Here is a 12,532-nt window from a genome sequence, read left to right as displayed (position 1 = left end):
AAAACGTCGAAGCCTAGCCGCCGCCAATCGCGTGGACGACTTCGACCTGATCGCCTTCGCTCAGGGCCGTGGATTCATGCTGGCTGCGCGGCACGATATCCAGATTCAGCTCGACTGCGACTCGACGCCCGACAAGATCAAGGCGGGTCAGCAATGCCAGAACGGTCGCGCCGTCCGGCAATTCAAAGGGTTCACCGTTCAACTGAATGTGCATGCGCGGGAGCAGCCATCATTTTTGGGGGCGAGCATTCTAGCCCGATCAGCGGGTATGACCAAGGTAAAGCGATGTGTGGGGCCTCACCCGGTAGGAGCGAACTTGATCGCGAGGCGGTTTAGTTGACGAAGTTCATCTATCGCCTGTACGGACGCCTCGCGAACAAGTTCGCTCCTACCGATCCGTGGTCTGACGAGAATCAAACCCCACCCAACCGCCAAGCGGTCAAACCGAGCAACGCCCAGCCCACCAGAAACGCCAATCCGCCAAACGGGGTAATAATCCCCAGCTTGCTGATGCCGGTCAGGGTCAACAGATATAAGCTGCCGGAAAACAGCACAATCCCCAGCGCAAACGAGAACCCCGCCCAGGTCATGAGCCTGCCCGGAAGCTGAGCGGCCAGCACCGCCACGCCCAGAATCGCCAATGCGTGGATCAGTTGATAAAGCACACCGGTATGGAAAATCGCCAGATACTCAGGGCTCAGGCGGCTCTTGAGGGCATGGGCAGCAAAGGCTCCCAGCGCTACGCCGGTAAAACCAAAGAACGCTGCCAACATTAAAAAGCTACGAACCATAACTAACTCCGTTCAAGAATCGTCCAAAGGCGCACGGTCTGTATAATGGCCCGCTCAACGGGTTCGGCCAAGCCATCTCTATGCTGCGTTCACTAGTAAGTCGTGTCATCAAAGCCCTGCTCTGGTTTGCAGCGGGCAGCGTGTTGCTGGTCCTGATCTTCCGCTTCGTGCCGCCACCGGGCACGGCGCTGATGGTTGAGCGCAAGATTGAATCGTGGGTCGACGGCAAGCCGATTGATCTGCAGCGCACCTGGCAGCCATGGGACAAGATTTCCAACGACCTCAAAGTCGCGGTTATCGCGGGCGAAGATCAGAAGTTCGCTGAGCATTGGGGTTTTGATGTTGAAGCCATTCAGGCAGCCATTGCCCACAACGAGATGGGTGGTTCGATTCGCGGTGCCAGCACCCTGAGCCAGCAAGTCTCCAAGAACCTGTTCCTGTGGTCGGGTCGTAGCTATCTGCGCAAAGGCCTTGAGGCGTGGTTTACCGGACTGATTGAAATCCTCTGGTCCAAACAGCGGATCCTTGAGGTGTACCTGAACAGCGTCGAGTGGGATGACGGTGTGTTCGGTGCCCAGGCGGCGGCGCAGCATCACTTCGGCGTGAATGCCAGTGCGCTTTCGGTGCAGCAGGCCAGTTATCTGGCAGCCGTACTGCCCAACCCCCGAGAATGGAGCGCCAGCCGTCCGACCAGTTACGTCGCAGGCCGCGCCAGCTGGATCCGTCGGCAGATGCAGCAATTGGGTGGGGACGATTACCTGCTGGGTTTGAATAACAGCCGCAAGTTTTAGCGGGCCGACTCGAACCGGTAGGAGCGAACTTGTTCGCGAACGGCTGCGCAGCAGTCGTAAATCCAGCGACCCGATTCCAAAAAATGTACCGAGGCGCGGCCGTTGCTGCCGCTTCGCGCCAGATCGCGAATAAATTCGCTCCTACCGAGGCCGTCAAGAAGCCGGGATGTTATCCATCTGTGGGGCGCCCCAGATTCTGTAGGAGCGAACTTGTTCGCGAACGGCTGCGCAGCAGTCGTATCCAGCGACCCGATTCCGACAAATGCACTGAGGTGCGGCCGTTGCTGGCGCTTCGCGCCAGGGCGCGAACTGATCCCGATTAAAACGCTGGCACCACATCCCCGTGGTATTTCTCCAGGATGAACGCCTTCACTTCAGGTGAATTCAGCGCGGCACCCAGCTTTTTCACAGCAGGCAGATCTGCCTTGTCACGGCGTACGTACAGGTAGTTGGCGTACGGCGATTCAGAGCTTTCGATGAACAGCGCATCTTTATGCGGTTCAAGCTTCGCTTCCAGCGCGTAATTGGCGTTGATCAGCGCGAGATCAACCTGGCTAAGGGCGCGAGGCAGCATCGCCGCTTCCAGCTCTTTGAACTTCAGGTTTTTAGGGTTGCTGGTGATGTCCTGACGGGTCGCCATGATGTTACTTGGGTCTTTCAGGGTGATCAGGCCTTGCTTGGCGATCAGCAAAAGCGCACGTCCGGAGTTGGTCGGGTCGTTGGGGATAGCGATGGTTGCGCCATCCTTAAGCTCTGCAATGGATTTGATCTTCTTCGAGTACGCACCGAACGGTTCGATGTGTACCGCAACCACCGGCACTTGATCGCTGCCCGGATGACTCTTCTTGTAGGCGTCGTAATACGGCTTGCTCTGGAAGTAGTTGGCATCCAGTAAACCTTCATCCACCTGACGATCCGGCTGTACGTAGTCCGAAAACACTTTCACATCCAGGGTCACGCCTTCCTTGGCCAGGGTCGGCTTGAGGAATTCGAGAATTTCCGCATGAGGGACAGGCACCACTGCGATTTTCAGGGTGTCGGCATAAGCAGAACCTACAGCGGCGACCAATAGCGCCAGGGACAGAGCAACACGTTTCACGATACTTCACCTTTCAGAGTGGACAGATAAATACAGAAATCGGGCGTTTCAACGCTGATCGTCGAAACGCTTCAAGGAAAAGGCCGACAGGTCCACATCGCTCTTGCCGTTGATGCACCACTGCGCGATTGCTTCACCCAGCCCGGCGGAATGCTTGAAGCCATGGCCCGAGCAGGCGGAAACAACCAGCACGTTTTTCATGGCCGGGTGTTCGTCGATGATGAAGTTGTAATCGGGCGTGACGGTGTAGGCACACACTGAGGATTTGACGACGCGAGAGGTGACGCCAGCGATCTTGCCGCGAACCTGAGCGTCGAACATGTCCTGCTCTTCTGCGGCGCTGATGGTCCTGTCCAGAGAGCCTGCCGAAGAAGCGTCACGATACTGCTCGGTGGCGACTTTCATGCTGCCCTCACCCGGCAGTGGCGGGAAACCGTAGTTGACGTCTACATCACCAGGCCCGTGAGTCAGGATGAAGCTCGGCGATACTGGCGCGAATGTGGCGTCTTCTTCCAACTCGAACCAGAACAGCTTCTGACGACAGACCCGCAATAGCTGGTTGAAAGGCGCACCCAGTAAATCCGCCGACCACATGCCCGCGCTGACAACGACTTTATTAGCCTGGATTGTGCGTTTATCGGTGGTGACCGTGACGCCCTGCTCGATCGAAATGATGCCAGTGACGGTTTCACCGGTCAGCAACCTTGCACCATGCTGTCGTGCCAGCTTTAGCTGCACATCGATGCAGCGCTCCGGCCGCACATAGCCGCCGTCCGGCTCGAAATAGCCAATCGCGGAGTCCAGCACCGGGGTGAATTGCGGGAAGCGTTGGCGAATTTCCCCCGCATTTAGCACTTCGTGATCAATGCCGTAAGTCTTGGCGAGGTGAATGGTGCGATTGGTGAAATCGTTTTCGTCTTGAGGGTCATACGCAGGACTGGACGTCATCACCAGAACGCCACACTGCTCAAACAACGACTCCCCTGTCAGCGCCTCAAGTTCGCGCCAGATTCGGTGAGAGTTGTGGACGATCGGCACATATTCTGCGCCTTCACCCACGGCCAGACGGGTGATACGGGTGTCACCGTGGCTGGAGCCTTCGGTGTGGGGAGGATTGAAGCGGTCAACGCCGATTACATCAATCCCGGCTTTAGCCAATTGATACGCCGTGGCTGCGCCCATCGCGCCAAGTCCCAACACCGCTACTTCACACCGCTCGTCCATCGACTCACACGCCCAAAAAAGCAGACATTTGAATATTTATGCTTATGCAAGGCAACGGTCAAAAAGCCATAAGCTTATGCCGGAAAGCGCACACAAAACCTGGCGCAGCCCCGGTACTCAGACACCGCGCGGTCTCTCGGCGAACATGTGATCTGTAGGAGCGCACGAGCACCGCGAGGCCGCGATGGCGTCCTGTCTGATACACCGCTATCGCGGCCTCGCGGTGCTCGTGCGCTCCTACAGATATGTGTTGCTTCGCGACAGCGCGGAGCCATTGATACCGGATCAGTTCCTACAGATTCAATTGCGCAAACAAAAACGCCCCAACCAGTTTCCCGGTCAGGGCGTGTTGTTATCGACGGAACGCTTACGCGGCTATCGACAACTTGAGCTTGTTCATCGCGCTCTTTTCAAGCTGACGAATACGCTCGGCGGAGACGTTGTACTTCTGCGCCAGGTCATGCAGCGTGGCTTTTTCTTCCGCCAGCCAGCGCTGGTAGAGGATGTCACGGCTGCGGTCGTCCAGCACTTCCAGCGCCTGATGCAGATTGGCAGTGGAGTTGTCAGTCCAATCGGAATCTTCCAGCTGACGCGCCGGATCGTAACGATGGTCTTCCAGGTAGTTCGCTGGCGACTGGAACGCGCTGTCGTCGTCGGCTTCAGCAGCCGGATCGAACGCCATGTCGTGACCGGTCAGGCGACTTTCCATCTCGCGCACTTCACGCGGCTCAACGCCTAGGCTTTCAGCCACGCGATGAACTTCTTCATTGTTCAGCCACGCCAGACGTTTCTTCTGTCCGCGCAGGTTGAAGAACAGCTTGCGTTGGGCCTTGGTGGTCGCGACTTTAACGATGCGCCAGTTACGCAGGATGAACTCGTGAATTTCCGCCTTGATCCAGTGAACAGCGAACGAAACCAGACGCACACCCATTTCCGGGTTGAAGCGTTTAACGGCCTTCATCAGGCCAACGTTACCTTCCTGAATCAGATCTGACTGAGCCAGGCCGTAACCGGAATAACTGCGTGCGATGTGCACAACAAAACGCAGGTGGGCGAGGACCATCTGCCGAGCCGCCCCCAGATCCTGCTCATAATAGAGACTCTCAGCCAGTTCACGCTCCTGCTCAGGGGTCAGCAAAGGAATGCTGTTCACCGTGTGCACATAGGCTTCCAGGTTCGCACCCGGGACTAAGGCATACGCAGGTTGCAAAGAAGTGGTCATACGAAATGTTACCTCCGTCACATGACTCGTGCAGTTCAGCACTGCGAAATTGACTCGGGAACCGCTATACAAGTTCCCTGTATGAAAAAGTCAATACATGAAGAAAAATTTACCGAGGTGCCAGCTCTCTCAAATGGCGTGCTACTGCAATCCAGGCACCGATATACCCTAACAACACCGCTCCAAGCAAGAGTGATAGACCATCGGACGCCGGAACGCCAGCCAGAGAAAAATCACTTCCATACAGTCCGGCAAGGCCAATGACGGCATCGTTGAGCCAGTCGAGCCCGAAAGCCAGCACGCCCCAGGACAGAAATCCTGCCCCGAGGCCATACAATGCGCCCATATAAAGGAAAGGACGCCGTACATAACTATCGGTGCCGCCTACCAGTTTAATGACTTCGATCTCGGTGCGACGGTTCTCGATGTGCAGACGAATGGTGTTACCAATCACCAGCAACAATGCCGCGACCAATAGCACAGTCAGACCAAAGACAAAGCGGTCACCCAACTTGAGAATCGCTGCCAGGCGCTCAACCCAGACCAGATCCAGTTGCGCCTGTTCAACGTTGGGCATGCCTGCCAGCTGAGTACGCAAGGCCTCTAGCGCAGGCTTGTCCACCTCATCAGGCGTGACCAGCACAACGCCCGGCAACGGGTTTTCCGGCAATTCCTTGAGCGCTTCGCCCAGGCCTGACTGCTGCTGGAACTCGGCCAATGCCTGTTCCCGGCTTATGTATTCAGCCTCGGCAACGCCTGGCATCAGACGAATTTCGTTACGTAATTTTTCGCCCTCGCTGGCGCTGGTATCCAGCTTCAGGTAGATCGAGATTTGTGCAGCGCGCTGCCAGGAACCTCCCAAACGCTCGACATTGTTGAGCAACAACGACAAGCCCATGGGCAGACTCAAGGCAATCGCCATCACCAGACAGGTGAAGAAGCTGCCGATCGGCTGCTTACCCAGGCGCCGCAAGCTGTCGATCAAGCTTGAGCGATGCGCTTCCAGCCAAGCGTTGAACAGCGTACCGAAATCCGGGCCGTCATCGTCATGGCTGTTTTTTGACTTTTTCGGAGCAGGATCAGCGGCTTTCGGCGAGACGCGCTCGGAAACCTTCGGGGAACGTGTAGCACTCATACCCCAGCCTCCCCGTCACCGATGAGGCGACCGCGTTGCAGCGTGAGCATTCGGTGACGCATACGAGCAATCAGCGCCAGATCGTGACTGGCAATCAGCACGCTGGTGCCGAGACGATTGATGTCTTCGAACACACCCATGATTTCCGCTGCAAGCCGTGGATCGAGGTTACCTGTGGGTTCATCCGCCAGCAGCAAAGCAGGGCGGTGGACGATGGCGCGAGCGATGCCGACCCGTTGTTGCTGGCCGGTAGACAGATCGCCGGGGTACAGCTCGGCCTTGTCTGACAGTGCTACGCGCTCCAAAGCGGAGTCCACACGCTTGGTGACTTCCAGCTTGGACAACCCAAGGATCTGCAATGGCAGTGCGACGTTATTGAACACCGTGCGATCAAACAGCAACTGGTGGTTCTGGAACACAACGCCGATCTGCCGACGCAGGAACGGGATCTGTGCATTGCTGATCTGACCGAGGTCTTGCCCCGCCAGCAGCAGTTTGCCGGTGGTCGGGCGCTCCATGGCCAGCAGCAGGCGCAGCAAAGTGCTTTTGCCCGCGCCGGAGTGCCCGGTCACGAACAGAAATTCGCCACGACGCACTCGAAAGCTCAGCTCATGCAAGCCGACGTGTCCGTTCGGATAGCGTTTACCGACCTGTTCGAAACGAATCATGTGCGCTCGCGCTCCGCAAACAGGGCCTGAACAAACGGCTCGGCTTCAAAGGTACGTAGATCATCGATGCCTTCACCCACGCCGATGTAGCGAATGGGTAGATCAAACTGTTTGGCGAGGGCAAAGATCACACCGCCCTTAGCCGTACCGTCCAGCTTGGTCAGTGCCAGGCCGGTCAACGAGACAGCCTGGTGGAAATGCTTGGCCTGACTGATCGCGTTCTGCCCGGTACCCGCGTCTAGCACCAGCAGAACCTCGTGAGGTGCGTCTGCGTCCAGCTTGCCGATCACGCGGCGCACCTTCTTCAACTCTTCCATCAGGTTATCTTTGGTTTGCAGACGACCGGCGGTGTCGGCGATCAACACGTCGATACCGCGCGCCTTGGCGGCCTGCACGGCGTCGAAGATCACCGAGGCTGAGTCCGCGCCAGTGTGCTGGGCGATGACCGGAATCTTGTTGCGCTCACCCCAGACCTGCAATTGCTCGACGGCAGCGGCACGGAAGGTATCACCGGCAGCCAGCATGACTTTCTTGCCTTCCAGTTGCAGCTTCTTCGCCAGCTTGCCAATCGTCGTGGTTTTGCCTGCGCCGTTGACGCCGACGACCAGAATCACGAACGGCTTTTGCGCAGCGTTGATGACCAGCGGCTGCTCAACCGGTTTGAGCATTGCCGCCAGCTCATCCTGCAGAGAGGCATACAACGCCTGGGCATCGGTGAGCTGCTTGCGGGCTACTTTCTGGGTCAGGCTGCGGATGATGACACCCGTTGCCTCGACGCCAACGTCGGCAGTCAGCAGGCGGGTTTCGATTTCTTCCAGCAGGTCATCGTCGATGGCCTTCTTGCCCAAGAACAGGCTGGCCATACCTTCGCCAATGCTGGCGCTGGTCTTGGACAAACCTTGTTTGAGGCGAGCAAAGAAACCGGCTTTGGTGGCTTCAGGCTGGGCTGCAGCGGGGGCCGCCGGAGTTTCGATGATCGGTGCAACGGCTGCAACAGCGGCAGGCGCCATGGCAGCAACCACGGGAGGAACAACCGGCTCAGGTTGCGGCTCAGGCTCTACCGCAACTGGCTCTGGCTCTGGCTCTGGAGTGATGGTCGATTCTGGCTCGGCAATCGGCACGTCAATACGAGGCGATTCTGGCTGCGTCTCAACCGGAGCAGCAACAGGCGCAATCGGCGGCGTGACGTGCAGCTCGTATTCATTGACCAGCGCGACAGGCTCTTCGGCGACCGGCAAGGTCAGCCAAGGCTCAGGCATCGGCTCGCCCGGCTGACCAGGTTCAGCTGCGGTGTCCTGCGCTGACTCGGGCGTCAATACCGGAGCAGGCTGCGGCTCAGCCGCCAGCGGAGTCGATTCAATGACCGGCTCGGGCGCTGCTGTGGATAAGTCTTGAGGCTGTTCGGCAGTGGTTTCCTGCGGCTTTTTGCGCAGCCATCCGAACAGGCCTTTCTTCTCACCAGCCGGGGCTGGGATCTTCTTGTCGTCGTTGGAACCAAACATGGAGGACGGCTATCTCAAGGTAGCGACGCGCCAGAGCGGCGCCTCTGAAAAATTCTGGTATGCGAAACAGACTACATTTCAGTCTGCTTGTTCATCTGCTGGCCGAGCATAATCCGCGGATTACTGTAGGTGCGAGCGGCTTGCCACCATCGCTCGTAGGACCGGCTTTAGCCGGGAGGGCGGCATGTGGGCCGATCAAGATGCCTTGAATGTGCCATCCCCCTCCCGGCTAAAGCCGGTCCTACGGTTGCTGCGCAATGCGTTCCTGCATCTTTGTCATGGTCGCAGAGCAAACAGGCCGCTATCCTAACACCCCCGCGCCCGTGGACGCTAAGTTCAAACGGGCCGTCTTACAGGTTCAAATTACGAATGAATGCTCTAGCCCGCCGTGCCGCAGGCCTGCTGTTCGGCACAATTTGTCTGCCATTCGGCGCAATGGCCGCCGATCCGCAACCTACCCATGAATTCACCCTCGCCAATGGCCTCAAGGTCATCGTCCGCGAAGATCACCGCGCGCCGGTTGTGGTGTCGCAGGTCTGGTACAAAGTGGGCTCCAGTTACGAGACCCCAGGCCAGACCGGACTGTCCCACGCCCTTGAACACATGATGTTCAAAGGCAGCTCGAAAACCGGCCCCGGCGAAGCCTCGCTGATCCTGCGGGATCTGGGCGCTGAAGAAAACGCTTTCACCAGTGACGACTACACCGCCTACTACCAGGTATTGGCGCGTGATCGCCTGGCGGTGGCGTTCGAGCTGGAAGCCGATCGCATGGCGAGCCTGACGCTACCTGCCGACGAGTTCAGCCGCGAGATCGAAGTGATCAAGGAAGAACGCCGTCTGCGTACCGATGACAAACCGACATCGAAAGCCTACGAGCGCTTCAAGGCCATGGCTTACCCGGCCAGCGGTTATCACACGCCAACCATTGGCTGGATGGCTGACCTTGACCGCATGAAGGTCGAGGAACTGCGCCACTGGTATCAGTCCTGGTACGTACCCAACAACGCCACACTGGTTGTAGTGGGAGACGTCAAGCCCGACGAAGTCAAAGCCCTGGCTGAACGCTTCTTTGGCCCAATCGCGCGCCGTGACGTACCGCCTTCGAAGAAACCACTGGAGCTGGCTGAACCTGGCGAGCGTCGCATCACCCTGCATGTACAGACTCAACTGCCAAGCCTGATGTACGGCTTTAATGTTCCAAGTCTGGCCACTGCCGAAGACCCACGCTCGGTCAACGCCCTGCGCCTGATCGCGGCCTTGCTGGATGGCGGCTATAGCGCGCGCATCCCGACGCGTCTGGAACGTGGCGAAGAGCTGGTTTCCGGCGCTGGCTCGAACTACGACGCTTTTGCCCGCGGCGACAGCCTGTTCATGATCAGCGCCACGCCCAACACCCAGAAGAAGAAAACCCTGGCTGACGTTGAAGCCGGTATCTGGCGTTTGCTCGACGAGCTGAAAACCAAGCCGCCAACCAACGAAGAGTTGGAACGCGTACGCGCCCAGGTTATTGCGAGCCTGGTTTATGAGCGCGACTCGATCACCAGTCAGGCCAGCACCATTGGCGAACTGGAAACGGTCGGCCTGTCGTGGAAGTTGATTGACGAGGAACTGGCCGCGCTGCAAAGCGTGACTCCGGCTGACATCCAGAAAGCCGCCAGCACCTATTTCACCCGTGAGCGCCTCAGCGTTGCGCACGTTCTGCCTGAGGAGAAAGCAAAATGAGTGAGCGCAACGGCCCACGTAAGATGCTGTTTGGCCTGCTGTTGACCACCAGCCTCGGAGTTTTCGCGACCCAATCGGCATTGGCTGAAGAAGCCGCCGGCAATGCCGCAACCGCCCGTCCTGCTCTGGAGTCCTTGAAAGAACTCGACGGCAAGGCTCCGGCGCGTCGCACGCTGGATATTCAGACCTGGCAAACCGCGGAAGGCGCCAAAGTCCTGTTCGTCGAAGCTCACGAGTTGCCTATGTTTGATATGCGCCTGACTTTCGCAGCAGGCAGCAGTCAGGATCAGAACCTGCCGGGCGTCGCTGTGCTGACCAACGCCATGCTCAACGAAGGCGTGAAAGGTAAGGACGTGACCGCCATCGCTCAGGGCTTCGAAGGCCTCGGCGCGGACTTCAGCAACGGCGCCTATCGCGACATGGCAGTGGCTTCGATTCGCAGCCTGAGCGCGGCAGACAAGCGCGAGCCTGCGTTGAAACTGTTCTCCGAAGTAGTGGGCAAACCAACCTTCCCTGCCGACTCACTGACGCGCATCAAGAACCAGTTGCTGGCCAGCTTCGAATACAAGAAGCAGAACCCGGGTTCGCTGGCAGGCGAAGAGCTGTTCAAGCGTCTGTACGGCAATCATCCTTACGGTCATCCGAGCGAAGGCACTGCCGAGTCCATCAAACCGATCACCCTCGCGCAGCTCAAAGCGTTTCACGCCAAGGCTTATGCAGCTGGCAACGTGGTAATTGCGCTGGTGGGCGATCTGTCCCGCGACGAAGCTCAGGCGATCGCTGCGCAAGTCTCGGCATCGCTGCCTAAAGGCCCGGCACTGGCCAAGTTGCCAACCCCTGCCGAACCCAAGGCTGGCGAAACGCACATCGAGTTTCCTTCCAAGCAGACTCACCTGATGCTGGCGCAACTGGGCATCAAGCGTAACGACCCTGACTACGCGGCGCTGTCGTTGGGCAATTCGGTACTCGGCGGCGGTGGCTTCGGCAGCCGTTTGATGACTGAAGTCCGTGAAAAGCGCGGCCTGACTTACGGTGTGTCATCGGGCTTCACGCCAATGCAGACCCAAGGTCCGTTCATGATCGGCCTGCAGACCCGTGCCGAACTGAGCGAAAACACCCTGAAGCTGGTGCAGGACATCGTCCGCGACTTCCTTGCCAACGGTCCGACCCAAAAAGAGCTGGACGACGCCAAGCGCGAACTGGCCGGCAGCTTCCCGCTGACTGCGGCGAGCAACTCGTCCATCGTTGCGCAACTGGGCGCTATCGGCTTCTACGACTTGCCGCTGACGTTCCTCGAAGACTTCATGACCCAGTCGCAAAGCGTGACCGTGGAGCAAGTCAAAGAGGTAATGAACAAGCACTTGAGCGCTGACAAGATGGTCATCGTCACCGCCGGGCCGACCGTAGCGCAGAAGCCGCTGCCGCCGCCCACCGACAAACCTGCTGAACGCCCTCTTGGGGTCCCGGAGCATTAATGGCCAATCCACGCCCTAAGGGCCATAACGGCCTGGGCCAACTGCGCATCATTGGTGGCGAATGGGGGAGTCGCAAGCTGACCTTCCCTGACGCCCCCGGTCTGCGCCCGACGCCGGATCGTGTCCGCGAAACGCTGTTCAACTGGCTGGCGATGGACATCGCTGGCGCCAAGGTGCTGGATGTCTTCACCGGCAGCGGCGCGCTGTTTTTCGAAGCGCTGTCCCGTGGCGCCAGCAAGGGCCTGGCACTGGACAACAGTGCCGCAGCCATCGCGAGCCTGCGCCAGAACCTGAGCATGTTGAACTGCACCACTGGCCAGGTCACACAGGCCGACTCGCTGCGCCATCTGGAAACCCAGACCGCAGAGCCATTCGACGTGGTGTTCCTCGACCCGCCGTTCCACCAGAATCTGCTGGCCTCGGCCTGCGCGCTGCTGGAATCCCACGGCTGGCTGGCGGACAACGCCTGGATCTACACCGAAAGCGAAACCCCGCCATCGACCACCGGCTTGCCGGGTAGCTGGCGTCTGCACCGGGAGAAGAAAGCCGGGCAGGTGTATTACGCGCTTTGGCAGCGCGGGTGAATCTGATCCAACGCTGGTAAGGCTTCGCCTGGGCGGGATTCAATATTTGCTCGCCATCTGATGTTAACGACGTGGGACCGGCTTTAGCCGGTCCCACGACATTGCGCCGATTCTGTGGGAGCGGTGCTTGCCCGCGATAAGAACAACGCAGATTCCAGCCGAATCGCGTCTAGCCTTATCGCGGGCAAGCACCGCTCCCACAGGGTTCAGTGTCGGACTCACGGCATTGCAATGCATGGGAATAGAGCTAGACCCAACTACCCACCACCTATCCCCCACCCTTACCGCTGAGCAAAAAACGCTCTCGCGCCCCGCGTCA

The 12,532-nt window shown here is 58.6% G+C and carries 12 protein-coding genes; 4 read left to right on the top strand and 8 right to left on the bottom strand.

The annotated features are described in order from the left end of the window. Positions 1 to 13 precede the first annotated feature (13 nt). Both thiS and CKW31_RS24705 read right to left on the bottom strand, forming a co-directional pair. Complete coding sequence (gene thiS / locus CKW31_RS24710; RefSeq protein WP_087268510.1) at positions 14 to 214, bottom strand: sulfur carrier protein ThiS; 201 nt, start codon at positions 212 to 214, stop codon at positions 14 to 16. 199 nt (positions 215 to 413) lie between these two features. Continuing rightward, positions 414 to 791, bottom strand: a complete 378-nt coding sequence (locus tag CKW31_RS24705; protein WP_095101032.1) for a DUF423 domain-containing protein — start codon at positions 789 to 791, stop codon at positions 414 to 416. Positions 792 to 871: 80 nt separating this feature from the next. Here CKW31_RS24705 and mtgA point away from each other — a divergent pair, with 80 nt between their 5' ends. After that, complete coding sequence (gene mtgA / locus CKW31_RS24700) at positions 872 to 1,582, top strand: monofunctional biosynthetic peptidoglycan transglycosylase (protein WP_095101030.1); 711 nt, start codon at positions 872 to 874, stop codon at positions 1,580 to 1,582. A 319-nt stretch (positions 1,583 to 1,901) separates the two neighbouring features. Here mtgA and CKW31_RS24695 read toward each other — a convergent pair whose 3' ends face one another. The 6 genes from CKW31_RS24695 to ftsY all read right to left on the bottom strand — a co-directional run bounded on the left by CKW31_RS24695 (position 1,902) and on the right by ftsY (position 8,432). Continuing rightward, on the bottom strand, positions 1,902 to 2,681 hold the full coding sequence (locus CKW31_RS24695; protein WP_095101028.1) for a MetQ/NlpA family ABC transporter substrate-binding protein: 780 nt from the start codon (positions 2,679 to 2,681) through the stop codon (positions 1,902 to 1,904). A gap of 48 nt (positions 2,682 to 2,729) precedes the next feature. After that, a complete protein-coding gene (gene solA, locus CKW31_RS24690) occupies positions 2,730 to 3,905 on the bottom strand; it encodes an N-methyl-L-tryptophan oxidase (protein ID WP_095101026.1) in 1,176 nt (391 codons plus the stop codon). A 367-nt stretch (positions 3,906 to 4,272) separates the two neighbouring features. Continuing rightward, positions 4,273 to 5,127, bottom strand: a complete 855-nt coding sequence (gene rpoH / locus CKW31_RS24685) for an RNA polymerase sigma factor RpoH (protein WP_027899700.1) — start codon at positions 5,125 to 5,127, stop codon at positions 4,273 to 4,275. Between the two features lie 109 nt (positions 5,128 to 5,236). Beyond that, positions 5,237 to 6,262, bottom strand: a complete 1,026-nt coding sequence (ftsX, locus tag CKW31_RS24680) for a permease-like cell division protein FtsX (protein ID WP_095101024.1) — start codon at positions 6,260 to 6,262, stop codon at positions 5,237 to 5,239. Next, a complete protein-coding gene (gene ftsE / locus CKW31_RS24675) occupies positions 6,259 to 6,930 on the bottom strand; it encodes a cell division ATP-binding protein FtsE (protein WP_027899698.1) in 672 nt (223 codons plus the stop codon). The genes ftsX and ftsE overlap by 4 nt, the downstream gene beginning before the upstream one ends. After that, on the bottom strand, positions 6,927 to 8,432 hold the full coding sequence (gene ftsY, locus CKW31_RS24670; protein ID WP_095101022.1) for a signal recognition particle-docking protein FtsY: 1,506 nt from the start codon (positions 8,430 to 8,432) through the stop codon (positions 6,927 to 6,929). Before ftsY ends, ftsE begins: the two co-directional genes overlap by 4 nt. Positions 8,433 to 8,801: 369 nt before the next feature. On the opposite strand from ftsY, the gene CKW31_RS24665 reads away from it, so the two are divergent. The 3 genes from CKW31_RS24665 to rsmD are packed head-to-tail and all read left to right on the top strand — an operon-like array spanning position 8,802 to position 12,213. Beyond that, a complete protein-coding gene (locus CKW31_RS24665; RefSeq protein WP_087268492.1) occupies positions 8,802 to 10,154 on the top strand; it encodes a pitrilysin family protein in 1,353 nt (450 codons plus the stop codon). Next, positions 10,151 to 11,629 (top strand): pitrilysin family protein, encoded by a 1,479-nt coding sequence (locus CKW31_RS24660; RefSeq protein WP_095101020.1) that lies wholly within the window; start codon positions 10,151 to 10,153, stop codon positions 11,627 to 11,629. Before CKW31_RS24665 ends, CKW31_RS24660 begins: the two co-directional genes overlap by 4 nt. Next, entirely contained in the window at positions 11,629 to 12,213 is a 585-nt protein-coding gene (gene rsmD, locus CKW31_RS24655; RefSeq protein WP_087268486.1) for a 16S rRNA (guanine(966)-N(2))-methyltransferase RsmD, read from the top strand. Before CKW31_RS24660 ends, rsmD begins: the two co-directional genes overlap by 1 nt. Positions 12,214 to 12,532 lie beyond the last annotated feature (319 nt).

Origin of the sequence: Pseudomonas sp. Irchel 3A5, from assembly GCF_900187575.1 — a bacterium.
GTDB lineage: Bacteria > Pseudomonadota > Gammaproteobacteria > Pseudomonadales > Pseudomonadaceae > Aquipseudomonas > Aquipseudomonas folii.
The sequence above is the reverse complement of the archived record's forward strand: the minus strand, read 5'-3'. Positions and strand labels throughout refer to the sequence as shown.